Source organism: Streptomyces sp. NPDC096339, assembly GCF_044762985.1.
Taxonomy (GTDB): domain Bacteria; phylum Actinomycetota; class Actinomycetes; order Streptomycetales; family Streptomycetaceae; genus Streptomyces.
On sequence record NZ_JBIWFI010000026.1, the window covers coordinates 98,322 to 115,620 of the forward strand.

Consider the following 17,299-nt stretch of genomic DNA (forward strand, 5'->3'; position numbering starts at 1 on the left):
TAATGGTACGTAAAAATCTTTAGCTGTACTGAACGAAACCCGCTGCCTACCGTCAAGGGCATGACACACGGCATCATCACGGCGGCACTCGCCGGTTTCGGCACCGGCCTCTCCCTCATCGTCGCCATCGGCGCGCAGAACGCCTTCGTCCTCCGCCAGGGCGCGCGCCGCCACGCGGTCCTCGCCGTGGTCGCCATCTGCGCCGTCTCCGACGCGGTCCTCATCGCCCTCGGCGTCGCCGGGGTGGGCGCCTTCGTCACCGCCTGGCCGGCAGCCCTGACCGCCGTCGGGATCGCCGGCGGCGGGTTCCTGATCTGCTACGGGGTCCTCGCGGCCCGCCGCGTCCTGCGCCCCGCCCCGGGCGCCGCGCTCACCTCGGAGGGCTCCGCCGCTTCCGGCCGGCGGGCCGCCGTACTGACCTGCCTGGCCATGACCTGGCTCAACCCGCACGTCTACCTGGACACCGTCCTGCTGCTCGGCTCCCTGGCCGCCGACCGCGGCGACCTGCGCTGGGCCTTCGGCATCGGGGCGGGCCTGGCCAGCCTGACCTGGTTCTCCACCCTGGGGTACGGGGCCCGGCTGCTCAGCGGCCTGCTCTCCCGCCCTTCGGCCTGGCGGGTCCTGGACGGCCTCGTCGCCGCGACGATGGTCACCATGGGCGGCCTGCTCCTGGCCCGCGCCTGACGGCCGCATGGCGCCGGGCCGACGGCCGGTCGACGCCCGCATGGCAGGCGCGTGGCGTCCGGCGCGGGCCCGCCGGCCACCGGTACCCCCCGTGGCATAGTGCGGTGGACCGACCCCGTGGAGCTGGAGCCCGCCGTGCCCGAACGCCCCTCCCCCGACGAGGTGCGCGCGTACTACGCCGCCCAGCCGGCCCCGCTCGTGGCCGCGACCGGGATCGTCCTCGACACCCGCGGGCGGGTCCTCGTACTGACCACTTCCTACAAGCCCGATCTCGAACTCCCCGGCGGCACCGTCGAGGACACCGAGACCCCTGAACAGGGCCTGGCCCGGGAGCTGGTGGAGGAGCTGGACCTGCACGCCCCCGTCGGGCGGCTGCTGGCCGTGGACTCCCGGCCGCCGGGGGCGCTCGGCCGCTCCCTGATCGTGCACGTACACCTCGTGGGACCGCTGACCACCGAGCAGGCCTCGGCGCTCTCCTTCCCCGACGGCGAGATCACCGAGGCCCGCTGGCTGCCGCCCGAGGAGGCCTGCGAGGTCCTCCCGGCGCGCATCGCACCCCGGCTGCGCGCCGGCCTGGCCGCCCTGCACGCGGGCTCCTTCGCCCACCTCGTGGACGGGGTGCCCCAGCCCGGCTCCCCGGCCGGCCTGGACCCGGCCCGCCGGGCCGCCCTGGGGCACGCGGGCGCCCTCGACCCCGCCAGCCACCGGGCAAACCGCCCCAAGGCCCTCACCGCGGCGAGCGTGCTCTTCACCGATGCCGAGGACCGGATCCTGCTGGTCCGCCCCGCGTACGGAAGCACCCGCCGCTGGCACCTCCCCGGCGGCGGCATCGACAGCGACCTGGGCGAAACCCCCCGCGCCGCCGCCCGCCGGGAGGTCCAGGAGGAGCTCGGCCTCGACCTCCCGCCCGGCCGCCTGCTCGCCGTGAACTGGTCCCACAAACCGGGCCGCCCGGCCCGCGTCCGCTTCCTCTACGACGGCGGAGTCCTCGACGCCCCGACCCTCGCCCGGATCCGGCTGGACCCCGTCGAACTCCTCGCGTGGCGGACCGTGCCCCCGGCGGAACTCCGCGACCTGGTCAAGGGCGCCCTGCGCCGCCAGATCGAAGCCTCCCTCACGGCCCGCACCACGCACACGGGCCCTCTGGAACTCCACGCGGGCCGGCCGGTGGACTGAACCCCGCGCCTGCCGTCTCAATCACTGACCAGGCCTGGCATATGCGGCAAGATTCGATGCACTCTTACGCAGACGCGGCTCAAACGAGCCTGGTGGCTCGAGTCCGAGGGGGCAGCGATGGCGGTCTTCATCGTGCGGCACGCACAAGGAGAAGGCCTCTCCGGGGCCGAGGCCACAGCGGCAGCGGAGATCGAGGCCGCGTTCGCCGCGGAGGGACTGGCCACGCAGGCGGTCCTGGCCTCCGACGGCTCCTGCGTCCCCGGCGACCTCACCGGCGTCGACGGCCTGGTCCTCATCGGCGCCGCCGACGAGGACGCCGACGGACGCGCCGCCGAGCTGAAGCTCCTGCGGGCGGCGCTGGCCGCCGAGGTTCCCGTACTCGGCGTCCGCGAGGGCGCGGAGCTGCTGGCGGTGGCCGCCGGAGGCTCCGCCGCGCCCGGCGCCGAGGACGGGACCGGGTGGGACGAGGTGGGCGTGACCCCCGCCGCCGCTTCCGACGCCCTGTTCGCGGGCGCCGCCGGGCGGCAGCGGGTTCCGCACTCCCCCTTGGCCGCCCTGCGGCTGCCCCACGGGGCGGTGGTCCTGGCTTCGTGCGACCGGCACCCGGTGCGGGCGTTCCGCGTCGGCGGCAGCGCGTGGGGGGTCCGGTTCCGCCCCGGCGCCTGGCAGGAGCGAGTACTGGGGCGTTTCGCGGCACTGGTCGCGGCTCGCGCCGAACGCACCGCCACCCGAACCTTCTTCACCCGGCGGGCCGATGCCTGGGAGGAGCGCTTCGCCCACCAGACCCCCTCGTACGAGGCGGCCGTCGCCCGGATGCGGCTGGGGCCGGGGCTGCGCGCCGTCGACCTCGGATGCGGTACCGGACGGGCCATGCCTGCCCTGCGGGCCCGGGTCGGCCCGACGGGGAGCGTCCTCGGCATCGACGTCACGCACGCGATGCTGGTCGCGGCGGCCCGCCACGGGCGGACCCGCCACGGCGGCCTCCTCACCGCCGACTGCACACGGCTGCCCCTGGCCACGGCCTCGGTGCACGGGATCTTCTCCGCGGGACTGCTCGACCACCTCCCGGCGCCCCACGCGGCCCTGCGGGAATGGGCGCGCATCAGCGCGGCCGACGGGGAGCTGCTCCTGTTCCACCCGTCGGGCCGTGCCGAACGGGCCGCCCGGCACGGCCTGTTGCCGAGCCCGGACGACCTCCTGGCGGAGCCGAACCTCCGACCCGCCCTGCACGCCGCCGGCTGGCGGCTGACCGAGTACGAGGACGGCGCGCACTCCTTCATCGCCCACGCCACATTGCGGAGCCGCGCGCGACCCGGTAGCGCGACCCGGTAGCGCGATCCGGTAGGACGACACACGAGGGAGAGGAAGGCGCGATGGCAGCACCCGACCGGATGGACGAACGGCTGCGCGCCCTCGGGCTGGTGGAGGCCCAGCGGACGGCCGAGGCGCTGTTCGCCGGGATCACCGCCCGCGGTCTGATCGCTCCCGGGCGCAGCGAGTACGAGGTGACCGACCGGATCGGGGCCCTGCACCGGGAGTCGTCCGTGGCGGGGGCTCCGTGGCCGGGGCGTCTCGTGCGCTCGGGCCGGCACACGCTGCTCCCGTGCGGGCAGGAGCCCCGCGCGGACCGGGTCATCGACGTGGACGACATGGTCATAGCCCGCTTCGGCCCGCTCCTCCTGGGCGGCCACGGCACCGATTTCGCCCGCACCCTGGTCCTGGGCGACGACCCGGACCGGCTGCGGCTCCACGAGGACCTGCCGAAGGTGTTCGCCGCCGCACGCGAGGCGTACCAGGCGGACGCCGGCATCAGCGGCCGGGAACTCCACGAGGTGCTTCAGGCGCTCGCCGCCAAGGCGGGCTGGTCACTGGGCGGTTGGCAGGCCGGGCACCTCGTGGGAGAGGTGCCCGCTCCGCATCCCCGCGGCGCGCGGGCCGAGGCGTACATCGGTCCGGACAACGGCCGGCCGCTGCGCCGCACCGTTCAGGGAGGGTGGCAGGCGCACTGGCTCCTGGAGGTCCACCTGGTCGACGAACACCGCGGGTTCGGCGGCTCGTTCAAGCAGCTACTCGCCCTGATCTGAGCGGACCGGCCCACGCGGGGGCGGCCCCGGCCTCATCCCTCCAGGAGGGCCTGGGCCACGTACTCGCCCGGCCGGACGCCCCCGGGTACGGCGAACAGCGCCGAGGCCTCGTGGACGAGGTACCGGGACAGCGCGTCACCGCGCGAGAGCCGGTTCTGCACGGGGACGAAGCCGGTGCGCGGGTCCGGCTGCCAGGCGAGGAAGAGCAGGCCCGCGTCCGGAGTGCCGTCGCCGCGCGGCCCGTCGTGGTACGACCAGCTGCGCCGGACCATGGTGGCGCCGCTGTTGGAGGCGGGGGCGGCGAGCCGGACGTGGGCGTTGGTCGCGATGACCGGAACGCCGTCGGGGCGGACGGCGGCGAGGTCGACGGGGGTGCGCTCGGCGCCTCCGGTCAGCGGGGCCCCGTCGGACGCCCGGCGGCCCAGGGCCTGTTCCCGGTGCGGCAGCGGAAGGCCGTCCCAGTGGTCGAGGAGCATCCGGATGCGCCGGATCACGACGTACGAGCCGCCCGCGAGCCACGTGGGGACGCCCGGCCCGTCCAGCAGGGCGCGGGCCGGATCGGGGTTGTTGGTCCCGTCGACCTGTCCCATCAGGTTGCGCCGCCCGTCGGCGGCCGTGAACCCGGTCATGGTCCAGCGCAGCTTCGCCTCGCCGTGGGCCAGGCGCTGCAGCACGCGCAGGACGTGGGTGGTGACGAAGGGGTCGTCGGCGCCGAGCTGGACGAGGAGGTCGCCGTCGCCGCGGGCGGGATCGAGCTGGTCCTCGGGGAAGGCGGGCAAGGGGGTGAGGGCCTCGGGCCGGGCGGCGGCCAGGCCCGTCCGGTCGAAGAAGTTCGGGCCGAGGCCGAAGGTGAGGGTGAGCCGGGCCGGGGAGCTGTCGGCCAGGACCCCGGTCTCGACGGACCGGGAGCCCGGCGGTTCGAGCCCGGGCGGTACGGCCTCGCCCCGTGCGAGGTGTTCCGCGGCGGACGTCCAGCGCCGCAGGAGCGCCGCGGCCCGGCCCCGGTCCGTGCGGGCCCCGAGGTCGAAGGCGGCCAGCCGGACGTGGCTCTGGCGCGCCGTGAGTATCCCCGCCTGATGGGGGCCGTGGAACGGGACGACCGCCGGGGCCGGGCCCTCGTCCCCGCTGCCCAAGGCCGCGACCGTGGCGGCACCCGCTCCTGCTCCGGCTCCGGCGAGCGCCGCGAGGCCGCCCGCACCGAGCAGCGCCCGCCGGGAGACGCGCCGCCGGCCGGCCGGAGCACGACCGGCGGCCACCTCCGCACCCGTGGCCGGCCCGGGCTCAGCTCCCGGCACCGGGGACCCCGCCGGCGCCGTCGACGGTGGCGTCCACGGTGCCGACCCACAGCTGGTTCAGTTCGGAGACGTACCGGCCGCCCTTGGTGTCCTGCGGGACCACGAGCCGGGGCCCCGCCGCGTCGTCGAAGGGCTTGCCGTCCTCCGAAACGGCCAGCAGGATCTGCGACTTGGCGAAGTCGGGGTCGAGTTCCGCCCAGGCGAACACGGCCCGGTAGTCGCCGCCGCCGGTCGCCGCGACCACCCCGCGCAGCCGGCCGTTCTTCTTCGCGGCGTCGAACCGCGGCTGCGCGTCCTTGAGCACGTCGTGCAGCGGGACACCTTGGTAGGTGTGCTTCTGCTGCCCTTTGGAGCTGGTGTACTCCACCTCCACCGAGGCCTGTGGCAGCGCGCGCAGCGAGGCGAGCGTCACGGTGTACGGCTTGTCCACCTGGCCCGCGACCCGCACCTCGCCCGGCTTCAGGGCCGGCGCCGGGGGCGCCGCGGCCGGGGAACCGGGGGTGCCCGCGGCCGACGAAGCCGGCGCCGGCGAACCCGCGGCCTTGCCGGGGGTGCCGCCACCGCAGCCGGCCACCATCAGGACGGCTGCGACGGCTGCCACGGCGGCCACGGCGGGCGATGCACGACGGATCACGACGGGACTCCTCTCTGGGGCCGGGCGGTCTCCGATGAAACGGCGCACCCCGGAAGATTGGCCGCGCCTGCGATCACAATCACCCAACCCGGCTGGCAAATGCAGGGTAAAGATATCGAACAAACCGCATTTGCCAATCACCGCCCGAAGGTTCTGCCGATTCTCCGAGCCCTCCGCCCGACCCTGGTCGGAATCCACATCCGGTCAGCCGGCCTTGAGGGTCCCCCCGTCGAGGAGGTCGCCGTGGCCGACCACGAACGCGGCGGCCACCCTGCCGCCGAAGCCGTCCGGGTCGGTCCACGGCGGACGGGTGGCGACGCCCGCGGAGACCGGGGTCACGCGGACGCCGCGCGGGGCCGGCTCCTCACTGAGCGGGCGGCTCGATCGGGGCGAACAGGGCGTTGATGGTCCGGTTCGCGTTCATGGTGAGCTGGTAGCTCGGGTTGTTCCCCTCCTGCTCGATGCCGTCGACCGACCAGGCGTCGAACCGGAAGCCGGGGTTGGGGACGGCGGTGACGGTGACCTGGGTGCCGGGGTCGTACGGACCGAACTCGCTGACCCGGACCGTGCCGCCGTCCGCGGGGTCGTGGAGCAGGGTGAGGGAGGTGCGGTTGGTCACCGTGGAGGCGCGGTAGGCGGCCACGGCGTCGACGTTCTGGCGCGCGGCGAGGGCGTTGTTGTTGTCGGCGTTGCCCAGGGCCTCACCGCTCCACGTGCGCTCGGTGTTGGAGTACGCGTTGACGACGCTGCACGCCTGGGGGCAGGACTGGGAGTACGCCATGAGCGTGCGGTGCTGCCCGCTGGGCGTGACCCAGCCGTAGTTGAACGTGCCCGCGGGGGTGGTTCCGTTCTGGCGCGCGACCGTCGCGCGGTCGTGCTTGAGGCCGAAGTTGTGGCCGATCTCGTGCCCGAGGTTCTCCCAGGCCCTCACGGACCCGAGACTGGTGACCGAGAACGCGGCACTGGCGGTCGACGCGGACGCCACCGGATCGGGCAGGTTCGCCGCCCCGGAGCTGTCGTTGAACGGCACGGCCGCGATCAGCGCGACCAGGTCGGCGCTGTAACGCTGCCGCTGGGCGGCGGCCGTGGAGCCGAGCGTCAGGTTCGTGGGGTTGCTGATCATGGACAGCAGCGTGTTCACGTTCTCGTTGGGAACGTTGGTTTCCGCGGTCTGGTACGTGTTGACGACGTGCACGCTCGCCGGCACGTTGCTGAAGGCGAGGGCCCTGTTGAGCTGGTTCACGCCGTAGGTGATGGTCGACAGGACCGCGTCGACACTGCCCACGGTGGCGACGGTGGCCGGGGTGTAGGCGACGACGACGTCGATGGCGGCCGGGGCGTTGGGGGTGGCGGCGGCCCTCAGACCGGCCTTGGGCGGGTACTGCGGAGCCTGCGGGGGCTGCGGAGGCTGCGGGAGCCCGGGGTACTGCGGGTGCTCCGGGTGGTGTGGGTGGTGCGGGTGGTGCGGCTTCTTCCCTGGGACGCTGACCGTGTCGATGCCCCGCCCGCTCGGCGGCAGGGCGAGGGAGTCGATCTCCTTCAGCTCGTACCAGCCGGGGCGCTTGGCCAGCGGGTCGTACTCGTACTGGCGGAAGTCCTCGTTGATGACGCCGGACAGGGTGACCGGCCCCTTCGTGCAGGCCCCGATGACGGAGACGGAGATGGTGTCCTGTTCGTTCTCCGGGTCGTGGCCGCTCCAGAAGACCGTGCCGTCCGCTTGCAAGCGCTTGAAGTCCTCCACGGCGGTGAAGCCCTTGCCCCGCCCGAACAGCGGGAAGGTGTGGCGCTCGGGTTCGCCCTCGTGCCGCTCGCCGCACAGCGAACGGAACGCCTTGGCGTCCGTGTGCTGCGCGGCGGCGCGCACCACCCAGGGCTCGTGCTCGCCCCCGCCGCCACCCGGCCCGGCGGAGGCGGCGGGTGCGGTCATGGCGAGTGACAGGGCGGCGGTGAAGGCGGTCGCCGCGGTGCGGGCGGCGAAGGGGAAACGACGGCGCATGAGGGACGTGGGCCTCTCCGTGGGGGGTTTGCGCCTTGTATTCCGTGGCGGGGTCCACGCCACGCCGGTTCCGCCGTCGCCACGCGGCCGACCGGGGGCCGAGGTTCACCCGAATACAGGGGCGACGACGGCGTCCGGGTCGGTCACCGGGTGTGGAGACTGACGGTGTACACGTCCGTACGGTTGCGGGGCGCGTCGGAGTGGGTCTCGGTGAGCACCGCCCTTACCCCCTTGCCGTCCGCCACCAGGCCTTGGTAGTCGCCGAGGAAGTAGCCCCCCGCGAAGGGCGCCTGCAGCCAGTCGAAGACCCGCGAGATGCGTCGTTCGGCCAGGAGTTCCGGGTCTCCGTGCGGCAGCGTGGCCAGTTGGTAGGCGGTGGGGAGGGTGGTGGTGTCGCCCGGCTTGAGGAAGCGCAGGTCGTAGTAGGTGAGCGCGACCGTGCCCCGCTCGTCGACCGCGATCGACGGCGAGAAGGCCGGCACGCCCTCCGGGCTGATCAGTTCGGGGGTCCCCCAGGTGCGTCCGCCGTCGGTGGAGCGCACGAGCTGGACGGAGTCGAAGGCGCCGCCCGAGAAGTCCGAGCCCTCGTAGGCCATGTACAGCGTGCCCGTCTTCGGGTCGACGGCCGGACTGGGCAGGGTGGACGCGGCGCGCAGCGGTTTCGTGGGGTCGTTCGGGTCGACCTCCGGTACGGAGGTGTCCCGGGCCACGGTGACCGGGGCGCTCCAGGTCTCTCCGGCGTCGGTCGAGGTGACCACCGCGTAGTGGGCCTCGACGACCGTGCTCAGGTCGTCGGAGTAGGTGATCGTGTCGAAGAAGTCGTACAGCGTGCCGGTGCGCCGGTCGACGACGATCAGATGGCCGATGGTCTGGGTGTTGGGCACGGCGCTGGTGTCGACGAACTGCCTGGCCCTGCTCCAGGTGCGGCCGCCGTCGCGGGTGAGGGAGATGTAGCCGGGACCGTCGAGGGAGCCGGGGCCGAGTGGGTCGTTGTCGAGGCGGTTCCAGACCTGGTAGGCGGTGCCCTCGCGGACCGGGTCGGCGGTGAGCGAGGGCTTGTCGTTGAAGAACGGCTCTTCGTCGACGTGGGTGGTGGTGAGGTTCCGCCAGGTACGGCCGCCGTCGCGGGAGGTGACGGTCAGCAGGCCACTGCGCGTGCTCTTCGTGAAGTCGACGCCCTCGCCGCTCGCGTAGACGGTGCCGTCCGGTCCGGTGCTCACCCAGGGGTCGGAGGCCCGTTCGAAGTCCGCGCCGCCGGGGGCGCACAGGCTGAACGGCAGTGTGCTCCCGTGGAAGGTGTGGCCGTCAGTGGACCAGGAGGCCGCGAGTCCCCGGGCGCCGCCGTCGCTCCAGCGGTCCTGCTGGAACACGGTGACCACGCGCTTGGGGTCGCGCGGATCGACGGACAGGTACGGCTCGACCTCGGTGCCCGGGTAGACGACGCTGTCAGGGGACCTCGCGCCGATGGTGCATTCCGCGTACGGGTCGCCGTCGGACACCTTGACCAGTGGTGGTGTGCCGCCGGGGTCGCGGTCCGCGGCGGCGGGTGCCGCGCCGGTCAGCGTGACGGCCAGGAACGCGGCGGTGGTGACGGCGGTCAGGGGCGCGAGGACGCGCATGCGGGATCTCCTCCGGGCCGGCGCGGAGGAGTGACGGAAGGTGGGGGGTGTGGGGCGACTCCGCTTGATCCTTTTCGGCGTGGTGGCCGGTGCCCTTGATGGGCCGAACGACGGAGTCGTCCCGGAGGCCGTCGACGGGCACGGCGGAGCCGACCGGCGGGTCCTGCATGCCGGTCGGCTCCGAATCGTCCATCCGTTATCGGCTATTGACCACTGGTCATTGGTGATTGGTCATGGGGCATGGGCCCGGCCGATCAAGTGATCGGCTGCGAGGTCCCGTCGGGCAGCTTGCAGCTGTAGCCGGCGTAAGGCTGTGCCACGACCTGTCCGCCGGCGGCCGTGCAGTCGTCCCTGCTGATGTTCGGGGACGAGGCGGCCTGGGCATTGACGGCGCCGACGGCGCTCATACCGGCAAGGGTTGCCGCGGCCAGGGCGAGGCCCAGGATCCTTCGCGTGCGCATGACTTCCTCCTCCTCTCGGGCGCCTTCGTTCGGCCCTCGGGAAGGACAAGTCTCAGGACGACGGCGCCCTCGTACTCAGCATGGGCGCTCCGCGCGGGCCCCGCGAGGCGGGGCCGGGTACGGGCGCGGCCCTCTAACGCGGTTCGTACGCCGCCGCCCGGCAGGCACCGGTCGCGGCGCCGCCCGCCACTCCGGCACCGGACAGCCCGCTGACGCAACTCTGCAGGTCGCCGACCACGCCGCGGCTGCAGGCCGCCGAGACGGCATCGGTGTCGGTCGCACCGGCCTGCGTGGCCATCTGTGTGCAGGCGGGGATGTCCGCCCGGACCGTGGGTGCGGCGAGGACCGCACCGCCCAAGCCGAGGGCCAGTGCGGTGAGGACACCGACCGTACGGATCTGACTGCGCATGGGAGTCACCTGCTCTCCGGACGTCCACTGGGTACGGAAACCGGACTCGACTCGCGTCGGCGGCTAGTCGGGGGCCACCCGGCAGGCACTCACCGCCGTCCCGTTGGTCACACCACCGGCGGTCAGGCCGGACACGCACTGCGCGTCGTCGCCGGTCAGGCCGACGTAGCACGCCATACGGACGTAGTCCGGGGCCTCCCCGCCCCGTAGCTCGCGCTCGACCTGGTTGATGCAGGCCGTGACGTCCGCGTGGGCGGCCGGCGCGATGAGGGCCGTGCCGCCGAGGGCGAGGGTCAGGCCGGTGAGGGCACCGGCGATACGGGTCGACGTGCGCATGGGACGCACCTGCCTTCCGGGTCGGTCGCGCGGTCCCGGTCCCGTACGAACGGGGCGCAGTCGGACCTCCAGTCGCGGGCCCCTCACTCCAGCGTCCCACCCTCTTCCCCTCCCGTCCTGCGCACCGGGCCGGGCGGTCAGGCGGGAGCGCCGGGGGCGAACGGTCCCGCCGCGGCGCCGCAGGGCCCGGCGCAGGGGCGTGCCGGGACCGGTCGGAGCGACGGGGTCCGGCCCGCCCGCCACAAGACCGGGTCGATGGCCAGGACCTGACGGACCGTCGGCGGCAGCGGGACTGCCTCGACCCGGCGGAGGCGTACGAACACGGCGGCCCCGGCGCACACGGCGACGGCCGCGCGGACACCGGCTCGGGCTCCCGCCGCGTTCAGCGTGATCTCGCCGGCGGAGGCCGGGGCGGAGGCCGCCCTCCCGTGGTCGTCGACCCACAGCCCGACGGTGTCGGTGACCTGCGTACGGGATGCCACGAGAGGGGGGCGACGGGCCGGACGGGGTGGGGCCGACCGGGCCCTGCCAGAACGTGAGGGGCCGGTCCCCGACCAGCCCGAAAAGACCAAGGGGCCGTTTCGGATCACTCCGAAACGGCCCCTTGTCTGCGACTCTTTCGAGTCGGGACGACAGGATTTGAACCTGCGACCCCTTGACCCCCAGTCAAGTGCGCTACCAAGCTGCGCCACGTCCCGATGCCTGCTGACCTGGGGTTTCCCCCGTTTGCAGGCGCAGGAGAACAATACCGCACTTCACGGGGTCGTCGCGCGCACCTTTCCGCCCTCCCGGTCAGGCGGTGTCTTCGGCGCCCAGTTCCGGGTGGGCCGCGGCCAGCCGTTTGGGGGCCGCCTGGAGCCAGGAGTCGGTCAGGATGGCCCGCAGCTCCTCCACGTCCCGCACCGCCGCGAGGCGGACCCGGAGCCAGGCGTAGTTGTCGTCGTGGCCCTCGCGCACGAAGAACTTCTCCGGCTCCGCGGCGATCAGCTCGGCCCGGTCCTCCTTCGGGCACTTCACCCCGATCGAGGTGTCGTCGTCGGCCAGGGACACGAAGATCTTCCCGCCGACCCGGAAGGTCGGCATGCCCCAGGCGAGCTTTTCGCTGCTGTCCGGGAGCGACAGCGCGATCATGCGGACGTCCCGCGCGGTTGTGGCCATCGTCGCGGCTCCTCTCCAGCCACCGGCGAACCCTCGTCCCACGACCCTAGGGCCCGCCACTGACAGTCGCGTCCCGCTCGGGTTCACGCGCCCCGGTCCTCCCTCTCGTGCAGCAGTCCCACCAGCTCTGCGGCCAGGGCCTTCACCGTGGCCAGGCCCTCCGTGCCCCACCGCCGCGGGACCACGTCCACCGCGCACACCGTGCCCAGGACGATCCCGCGCCGGTCCGTGAGCGGCGCGCCCACGTACGAGCGCACCCCGCTCTCGTCCACGACCGCGTTGCCCGCGAAGCGCGCGAAATCGCGTACGTCCTCCAGCACCAGCGCCCGCCTGCGTACGACCACGTGCGGGCAGTAGCCGTGCTCGCGGGGCAGGACCCGGGCCGGGTATCCGCTCGCCGGGGCATCGGCCGCGTGGTGCAGTCCGGCGAAGAACTGCCGTTCCTCGCCGATGAAGTTGACCCCCGCGTACGGTGCTTCGAGCGCGTCGGCCACGCGGCGCGCGAAGGCGTCCAGTTCGGTGTCGGTCCGGTCCCCCAGGCCCAGCTCGCGCAGCCGGACGGTGCGGGCGGGCGCCTCCCGGTCCACGGGAGTCAGCAGCAGGTGTCCGGTCGATTCGTAGTACGTCATGGCGGTCCCCCCGGCTCGTCGGTCAGGCACAGCAGATGGCGGACGAGGGCGGCGAGCGCGCCCGTCCCGGAACCGGTCAGGCGCGCGTCGCACCGGACGACGGGCACTCCGGGCCCGAGTCCCGCCGCTTCGCGCACCTCGTCGGGCGTGTAGCGGAGGGCCCCGTCGAACTCGTTCACGGCGAGGACGAAGGTGATCCCGCGCCGCTCGAAGAAGTCCACGGCGGGGAAGCAGTCGGCGAGCCGCCGGGTGTCGGCGAGCACCACCGCCCCGAGCGCGCCCGCGCACAACTCCTCCCACAGGAACCAGAAGCGGTGCTGGCCGGGCGTGCCGAACAGGTAGAGGACGTGGCCCTCGTCCAGGGTGATCCGGCCGAAGTCGAGTGCGACGGTGGTGGTGGACTTGGCCTCGACGCCGTCCAGCGGGTCGTCGGCCGAGCCGAGGTCGCTCAGCAGCTCCTCGGTGCTCAGCGGCTCGATCTCGCTCACCGCGCGCACGAAGGTGGTCTTGCCCGCGCCGAACCCGCCCGCGACCAGGATCTTCAGGGTCGCGGGGACGGCCGCCCGGGCCGCGGTGTCACAGTCGTGCGCGTAGGCCATCGAGCACCGCCCTGAGCAGGTTCTGGTCGGCGGCGGCGAACGCGCCGAAGGGGTCTGCGCCGGTCCCGGCCCCGGCGCGGGCACCCGTGCCGGGGCCGGGGAAGCGGGGGGCCTGCGCCACCACGGCCCCGTGTTCCATCAGGTCGGCCAGCAGCACCTTCACCACGGCCGCGGGCAGCCGCAGCTGCCCGGCCACCTCGGCGACCGTGACCGTGCCGGCCCCGGCGCGGGCGCAGGTCCGCAGCGCGAGGGTGTGCTCGGCCCCGAGTGGGACGCGGGGCCGCACGCCGGTCGCGGTCACCAGGGAGAGCAGGTCGAGCGCCACGCCCGGCCGGGTGCGGCCGCCGCTGGCGGTGTACGGGCGCATCACCCGGCCCGCCGAGTCGTCGAGCCACGGTGTGTCCCGGTACGACGTTCCGTTTCCGTACGCCCCCCTCGCCCGGGCCCTCATCGCTCCGGGTCGGCTGCGGGCCGACGCGGCGGGGCCGCCAGGTACGGTCGTACGCTCTTGACCAGCATCGCCATCTCGTAGCCGAGTACGCCGGCGTCGGCCTCGCGGTCGGCGAGTACGGCCAGGCAGGTGCCCGAGCCGGCCGCCGAGACGAAGACGAGCGCGGTGTCGAGTTCGACCACGACCTGCCGTACCTCGGCTCCGTCGCCGAAGCGGGCGCCGGCGCTGCGGCCGAGCGAGTACAGCCCGGAGGCGAGGGCCGCCAGGTGGTCGGCGCTGTCCGCGTCCAGGCCGTGTACGCAGGTCACGAGCCCGTCGGCGGTGAGCAGTACGGCACTGCGCGTGTACGGGACGCGCTGCACCAGGCCGCTGAGCAGCCAGTCGAGGTCCGAGAGCCGACTGCCGGTCTTGGTCGCCACTTCGCCGCCCATGGGGGTGTGCTCCTTGCCGATGTGAGGGGTGTGGATCGGGGTGATCGGGCTGATCGGGGTCATGCCTGGTTCTCCGACTGCGCGAGGCCGAAGCCCCGCTGGAAGGCGGCCATCAGGCCGGGGTCGTGGACGGGCCGCTCGGCGTCGTCGGCCGCCGGCCGGGGCGCGGGGGCCTCGCGGAGCTGCGGCGCGAGATGCTGCTGGGCCCGCCGCCTGGGCAGCTCGGGCCGCCCGGTCCCGCCTGCGGCGGCCTCCCCCGCCACCCCGGTCCTCCGCACCGGCAGCGGCGGGGGCGCGGCCTGGGCGTCGGCCCCGGCGGCCCCCGTTGTCGTGGACGCGCCGGCGCCCCGGGGCCCGCCCCGGTGCGCCGGGCCCGCCGTGGACTCCGCACGGGGCGCGGGTACCACGGCCCCGCCTGCGGGCGCACCGCCCGGGCCGGCACCGGGGCCGGCACCGGGGCCGGAACCCAGGTCGAGGCCGGCGCCGAGGACCTCTCCGCGGGCGGCGCCGGGGGCAGGGGTCGCGAGGGGGCCGGTGGCGGAGGCATTGGCGGCGCTCAGGCCGGGGGCACGGGCGGGGTGCGGGGAGGCCGATGGCCGCTGGGGCGGGGTGGGGACCCGGGCCGGTTCCAGGTGGGGCAGCGGGGCCGCGTCGGGGGCGCCCAGGAGTTCCTTCGGGAGTACCAGCACCGCGAGCACGCCGCCGTAGATGTTCGACTTCAGCTCGACCGCGATGCCGTGCCGGCGGGCCAGCGCCGAGACCACGTACAGGCCGATCCGCCCGTCGGCGAGCAGGTGCCGGACGCTGATCTGGTCGGGGTCGCCGAGCAGCGCGTTCATCCGGTGCTGCTCCTCCGCCGGCATGCCGAGCCCTCGGTCCTCCACCTCGACCGCGATCCCGGCGGTGACCCGCTCCGCCCGCACCACCACGTCGGTGTCGGGCGCGGAGAACACCGTGGCGTTCTCCACCAGTTCGGCCAGCAGGTGCACCACGTCCGCGACGGCGTGGCCGCGTACGCTGCCGCCCGCCGGGGGCACCACCTTGACCCGGGTGTACTGCTCGACCTCCGCCACGGAGGAGCGCAGCACCTCGCTCAGGTCGATGGGTCGTGTCCACTGGCGGCGGGAGGCGGCGCCGCCGAGCACGGCCAGGTTCTCGGCGTGGCGGCGGATGCGGGTGGCGAGGTGGTCGACGTGGAAGAGCTCCTTGAGCAGGTCCGGATCCTCGACCGTGTCCTCCAGGTCGTCCAGCAGCGAGATCTCCCGGTGCACGAGGGACTGGAGGCGACGCGCGAGGTTGACGAAGACCTCGACCTTGCGGTCGCTGTCGGACGGCGCCACCGGTCCGGCCAGTCGTACGAGGGTCGTGTGCGCGTGCTCCCGGGCGCCGCGCAGCTCCTGGGAGAGCAGCCAGAACTCGTCGATGCCCGCCGGGTCCGCGCCGGGGCCCGGCCCGGCCGCGCCTCCACCGCCACCGCGCAGCGGACGCGGCGCGCTTTCGCCCCGCTCCAGCCGCTCGGCCGTGGTGCGCAGCTCCTGGCGGCCTCGCACGCTGGAGCGGCGCAGCGCCTCGCACCGGTCACGGACGCCCTTGGCGGCGCGCTGGGCCCCGAGCAGCGCCGCGGCGAGGGCGCCGAGCACCAGCAGGGCGCAGCCGGTGAGCACGGGCCACAGCCGGGCGTCCCGCTCCCCCGCTCCCCCGCCGAGCTGCAGCGTGAAGATCACCGCGGCGGCCCCGCTCAGCGCGGCGGCGAGCGTGGGCAGGACGGCGGCGCGGATCAGCTGGGGCCCCGTCTGCCGGCCGGGACCGGTGGCGGCGTGTCTCGACGGGGCGTGGCGGGCTGCGCGGGGTCCGGACATCTGTGTCCTCGGTACGTGGGGCCCGGCCACCGGCGTTCCCGGGGCCCGGTGTTGATCACCGGATACCCACGCTAGACCGCACCGTCACGCCCCTGAGCGCCAGTTGGGGAACTTCGCGGGGGTGCTTCCCGCTCCCGGTGGAGCGCTCGTACGGCAGCCCGAATACGCAGGGCACGCTCCGGGGCGGCGCCCCGGAGTGCCCGACGCCCCGCCGGCCGGCGAGGACCGCCGGCGTGGCCTACGGCTGCTGCCCGGTGGTCGGGGCCCCGGGAGCGGAGACGAACTGTCCGGTGGCGGTCAGCGCGAGCCGGGAGAACAGCGTGCCGGAGAAGCCGAAGAGCAGGGCGATGGCGAGGGCGATGGGCCGGTCGGGCGCGTCCCAGGAGTTGTCGAGGAAGACGTGCCCGAGGACGTTGAGCTCCGGGTCGGCGAGCATGCGTACGAGGAGGAGACCGGCGACCGCGGCGAGCGCGCCGCCGACCGGGGCGAGGACCAGGACGCCCCAGGAGGCCGGGCGCTGGGAGCGCATCACGCTGACCACCGGGGACAGGAAGCCACCGAGCGCGCCGAGCGTGAGGGTCAGCCGGTGGTCGAAGGTGAGGCCGATCAGGAGGATCACTCCGAGGCCGGTGGCCGCCAGCCACAGGGCGGTGCGCTGCTGCTCGTACTCCTGCTCGGCCTCGGTGTCCTCCCGCTCGTGGAGGTGCTCGGTGGCGGCGATCAGCAGGGCCCCGGCTTCGGGACTGCCGGCCGCCGGTGCGGCGAGGTCGGCGGCGAGCTGTGCGTCGCCGGGGTGCGGGGAGGCGGCGAGGCGGATCCTGAGCGCGCGGAGCCGGGCGGAGTTCTCCTCCGGGCTCTGCAGGTGCAGCAACCCGCGCTCGGCGCTGTGCAGGGCGCGCCGGGCGGCGGCCAGTTTGGACAGCGGGATCGCGATGGTCCAGGAGGTGGGCAGGAGCCGCGACGCCACCGTGCCGTTGGTTTCCAGGTCGTCGAGGCGTGAGGTGATCGCCGCGATCTCCGCGGCGCGGGCGCCGTCGTCGGGGGCCGCCGCCCCGAGGACCGAGGCACGGGCACGGGTGTCGCGTATGCAGGTCTGGAGCTGTCGGTAGCGGGGGGCGGCTATGAGTCCCCTGCTGGTGATGAACACGATGGCCAGGTAGGCGCAGCACACCACCGGCAGGGCCCAGGGCCCACCCCCTACAACGGCCTGCCACATTCCGAGCCCCCTCGGTGTCCCCGACCCCGCCGCGCCGGTGCGGGCCGCGGCCGGCCCATCGTGCCGCAGAACGGCGCCCCGGCGGGGCCGGTTGCGCATTCCGGACCGGTCCGCGGAGGGGGCGGGGCCGCTGCGCCCCCTCCGCCCGCTCGGCTGACCCGGAGGCGTCAGCCCTGCCAGCTGTGCGGGGCGCGGAAGCCCGGGGTGCGTTCCAGGCGGCGCCAGCCGGCCTGGGAGCGGGGGGTGGCGGCGGTCTCGGGGG

20 protein-coding genes, 1 tRNA gene and 1 pseudogene are annotated in these 17,299 nt (G+C 74.5%); 4 read left to right on the top strand and 18 right to left on the bottom strand.

The features are described 5' to 3' along the window. The first annotated feature begins 60 nt into the window (after positions 1–60). The 4 genes from ACIQ5Y_RS27760 to ACIQ5Y_RS27775 all read left to right on the top strand — a co-directional run bounded on the left by ACIQ5Y_RS27760 (position 61) and on the right by ACIQ5Y_RS27775 (position 3,944). Positions 61–684 (top strand): LysE/ArgO family amino acid transporter, encoded by a 624-nt coding sequence (locus ACIQ5Y_RS27760; protein ID WP_403886051.1) that lies wholly within the window; start codon positions 61–63, stop codon positions 682–684. 117 nt (positions 685–801) lie between these two features. Further along, positions 802–1,860, top strand: coding sequence for an NUDIX domain-containing protein (locus ACIQ5Y_RS27765; RefSeq protein ID WP_403886054.1), 1,059 nt, complete (start codon positions 802–804; stop codon positions 1,858–1,860). Between the two features lie 117 nt (positions 1,861–1,977). After that, a complete protein-coding gene (locus ACIQ5Y_RS27770) occupies positions 1,978–3,192 on the top strand; it encodes a methyltransferase domain-containing protein (RefSeq protein ID WP_403886057.1) in 1,215 nt (404 codons plus the stop codon). Positions 3,193–3,233: 41 nt separating this feature from the next. Continuing rightward, the gene (locus ACIQ5Y_RS27775) at positions 3,234–3,944 is read left to right on the top strand and encodes a M24 family metallopeptidase (RefSeq protein WP_403886059.1); all 711 of its coding nucleotides are present in this window, start codon (positions 3,234–3,236) and stop codon (positions 3,942–3,944) included. A gap of 32 nt (positions 3,945–3,976) precedes the next feature. Here ACIQ5Y_RS27775 and ACIQ5Y_RS27780 read toward each other — a convergent pair whose 3' ends face one another. The 18 genes and pseudogenes from ACIQ5Y_RS27780 to ACIQ5Y_RS27865 form a co-directional block, all read right to left on the bottom strand. Then, complete coding sequence (locus tag ACIQ5Y_RS27780) at positions 3,977–5,200, bottom strand: Dyp-type peroxidase (RefSeq protein WP_403886062.1); 1,224 nt, start codon at positions 5,198–5,200, stop codon at positions 3,977–3,979. A gap of 25 nt (positions 5,201–5,225) precedes the next feature. Further along, positions 5,226–5,873 (bottom strand): molybdopterin-dependent oxidoreductase, encoded by a 648-nt coding sequence (locus ACIQ5Y_RS27785; protein WP_403886065.1) that lies wholly within the window; start codon positions 5,871–5,873, stop codon positions 5,226–5,228. A 204-nt stretch (positions 5,874–6,077) separates the two neighbouring features. Continuing rightward, positions 6,078–6,212, bottom strand: a complete 135-nt coding sequence (locus tag ACIQ5Y_RS27790) for a hypothetical protein (protein ID WP_403886068.1) — start codon at positions 6,210–6,212, stop codon at positions 6,078–6,080. Positions 6,213–6,237: 25 nt separating this feature from the next. Beyond that, positions 6,238–7,869, bottom strand: a complete 1,632-nt coding sequence (locus tag ACIQ5Y_RS27795; RefSeq protein ID WP_403886071.1) for a M12 family metallo-peptidase — start codon at positions 7,867–7,869, stop codon at positions 6,238–6,240. 143 nt (positions 7,870–8,012) lie between these two features. Further along, positions 8,013–9,488 carry a sialidase family protein gene (locus tag ACIQ5Y_RS27800; protein WP_403886074.1) on the bottom strand — a complete coding sequence of 492 codons (1,476 nt, stop codon included), beginning with the start codon at positions 9,486–9,488 and terminating at the stop codon, positions 8,013–8,015. A 254-nt stretch (positions 9,489–9,742) separates the two neighbouring features. Continuing rightward, positions 9,743–9,949, bottom strand: a complete 207-nt coding sequence (locus ACIQ5Y_RS27805) for a hypothetical protein (protein ID WP_403886077.1) — start codon at positions 9,947–9,949, stop codon at positions 9,743–9,745. 133 nt (positions 9,950–10,082) lie between these two features. Next, positions 10,083–10,358, bottom strand: coding sequence for a hypothetical protein (locus tag ACIQ5Y_RS27810; RefSeq protein ID WP_403886080.1), 276 nt, complete (start codon positions 10,356–10,358; stop codon positions 10,083–10,085). 63 nt (positions 10,359–10,421) lie between these two features. Next, positions 10,422–10,694, bottom strand: a complete 273-nt coding sequence (locus tag ACIQ5Y_RS27815) for a hypothetical protein (RefSeq protein WP_403886083.1) — start codon at positions 10,692–10,694, stop codon at positions 10,422–10,424. Between the two features lie 137 nt (positions 10,695–10,831). Further along, positions 10,832–11,176: a hypothetical protein gene (locus ACIQ5Y_RS27820; protein WP_403886086.1), complete on the bottom strand. Its 345-nt coding sequence runs from the start codon at positions 11,174–11,176 to the stop codon at positions 10,832–10,834. A 142-nt stretch (positions 11,177–11,318) separates the two neighbouring features. Further along, a tRNA-Pro gene (locus ACIQ5Y_RS27825) sits at positions 11,319–11,392 on the bottom strand. 94 nt (positions 11,393–11,486) lie between these two features. Next, positions 11,487–11,852, bottom strand: coding sequence for an MmcQ/YjbR family DNA-binding protein (locus ACIQ5Y_RS27830; protein WP_403886089.1), 366 nt, complete (start codon positions 11,850–11,852; stop codon positions 11,487–11,489). Positions 11,853–11,935: 83 nt separating this feature from the next. Next, positions 11,936–12,481 (bottom strand): GAF domain-containing protein, encoded by a 546-nt coding sequence (locus ACIQ5Y_RS27835; protein ID WP_403886092.1) that lies wholly within the window; start codon positions 12,479–12,481, stop codon positions 11,936–11,938. Beyond that, entirely contained in the window at positions 12,478–13,080 is a 603-nt protein-coding gene (locus ACIQ5Y_RS27840) for a GTP-binding protein (protein WP_403886095.1), read from the bottom strand. The genes ACIQ5Y_RS27835 and ACIQ5Y_RS27840 overlap by 4 nt, the downstream gene beginning before the upstream one ends. Then, the gene (locus tag ACIQ5Y_RS27845) at positions 13,058–13,447 is read right to left on the bottom strand and encodes a DUF742 domain-containing protein (RefSeq protein ID WP_403886098.1); all 390 of its coding nucleotides are present in this window, start codon (positions 13,445–13,447) and stop codon (positions 13,058–13,060) included. Before ACIQ5Y_RS27845 ends, ACIQ5Y_RS27840 begins: the two co-directional genes overlap by 23 nt. An 80-nt stretch (positions 13,448–13,527) precedes the next feature. Beyond that, positions 13,528–13,962 carry a roadblock/LC7 domain-containing protein gene (locus ACIQ5Y_RS27850; protein ID WP_403886116.1) on the bottom strand — a complete coding sequence of 145 codons (435 nt, stop codon included), beginning with the start codon at positions 13,960–13,962 and terminating at the stop codon, positions 13,528–13,530. A gap of 59 nt (positions 13,963–14,021) precedes the next feature. After that, positions 14,022–15,821, bottom strand: coding sequence for an ATP-binding protein (locus ACIQ5Y_RS27855; protein WP_403886101.1), 1,800 nt, complete (start codon positions 15,819–15,821; stop codon positions 14,022–14,024). A gap of 238 nt (positions 15,822–16,059) precedes the next feature. Further along, on the bottom strand, positions 16,060–17,037 hold the full coding sequence (locus ACIQ5Y_RS27860; RefSeq protein WP_403886104.1) for a hypothetical protein: 978 nt from the start codon (positions 17,035–17,037) through the stop codon (positions 16,060–16,062). Between the two features lie 167 nt (positions 17,038–17,204). Further along, positions 17,205–17,299 (bottom strand): annotated as a pseudogene (locus ACIQ5Y_RS27865) (acyl-CoA carboxylase subunit epsilon); the annotation flags it as partial.

What these genes read in the sequence shown, in the direction of transcription:
- ACIQ5Y_RS27860 (WP_403886104.1), bottom strand. Translation starts at nt 17,037, where the DNA reads ATGTGGCAGGCCGTTGTAGGGGGTGGGCCCTGGGCCCTGCCGGTGGTG.
- ACIQ5Y_RS27840 (WP_403886095.1), bottom strand. Translation starts at nt 13,080, where the DNA reads ATGGCCTACGCGCACGACTGTGACACCGCGGCCCGGGCGGCCGTCCCC.
- ACIQ5Y_RS27800 (WP_403886074.1), bottom strand. Translation starts at nt 9,488, where the DNA reads ATGCGCGTCCTCGCGCCCCTGACCGCCGTCACCACCGCCGCGTTCCTG.
- ACIQ5Y_RS27775 (WP_403886059.1), top strand. Translation starts at nt 3,234, where the DNA reads ATGGCAGCACCCGACCGGATGGACGAACGGCTGCGCGCCCTCGGGCTG.
- ACIQ5Y_RS27845 (WP_403886098.1), bottom strand. Translation starts at nt 13,447, where the DNA reads ATGCGCCCGTACACCGCCAGCGGCGGCCGCACCCGGCCGGGCGTGGCG.
- ACIQ5Y_RS27805 (WP_403886077.1), bottom strand. Translation starts at nt 9,949, where the DNA reads ATGCGCACGCGAAGGATCCTGGGCCTCGCCCTGGCCGCGGCAACCCTT.
- ACIQ5Y_RS27770 (WP_403886057.1), top strand. Translation starts at nt 1,978, where the DNA reads ATGGCGGTCTTCATCGTGCGGCACGCACAAGGAGAAGGCCTCTCCGGG.
- ACIQ5Y_RS27760 (WP_403886051.1), top strand. Translation starts at nt 61, where the DNA reads ATGACACACGGCATCATCACGGCGGCACTCGCCGGTTTCGGCACCGGC.
- ACIQ5Y_RS27795 (WP_403886071.1), bottom strand. Translation starts at nt 7,869, where the DNA reads ATGCGCCGTCGTTTCCCCTTCGCCGCCCGCACCGCGGCGACCGCCTTC.
- ACIQ5Y_RS27830 (WP_403886089.1), bottom strand. Translation starts at nt 11,852, where the DNA reads ATGGCCACAACCGCGCGGGACGTCCGCATGATCGCGCTGTCGCTCCCG.
- ACIQ5Y_RS27815 (WP_403886083.1), bottom strand. Translation starts at nt 10,694, where the DNA reads ATGCGCACGTCGACCCGTATCGCCGGTGCCCTCACCGGCCTGACCCTC.
- ACIQ5Y_RS27810 (WP_403886080.1), bottom strand. Translation starts at nt 10,358, where the DNA reads ATGCGCAGTCAGATCCGTACGGTCGGTGTCCTCACCGCACTGGCCCTC.
- ACIQ5Y_RS27855 (WP_403886101.1), bottom strand. Translation starts at nt 15,821, where the DNA reads ATGTCCGGACCCCGCGCAGCCCGCCACGCCCCGTCGAGACACGCCGCC.
- ACIQ5Y_RS27850 (WP_403886116.1), bottom strand. Translation starts at nt 13,962, where the DNA reads ATGGGCGGCGAAGTGGCGACCAAGACCGGCAGTCGGCTCTCGGACCTC.
- ACIQ5Y_RS27835 (WP_403886092.1), bottom strand. Translation starts at nt 12,481, where the DNA reads ATGACGTACTACGAATCGACCGGACACCTGCTGCTGACTCCCGTGGAC.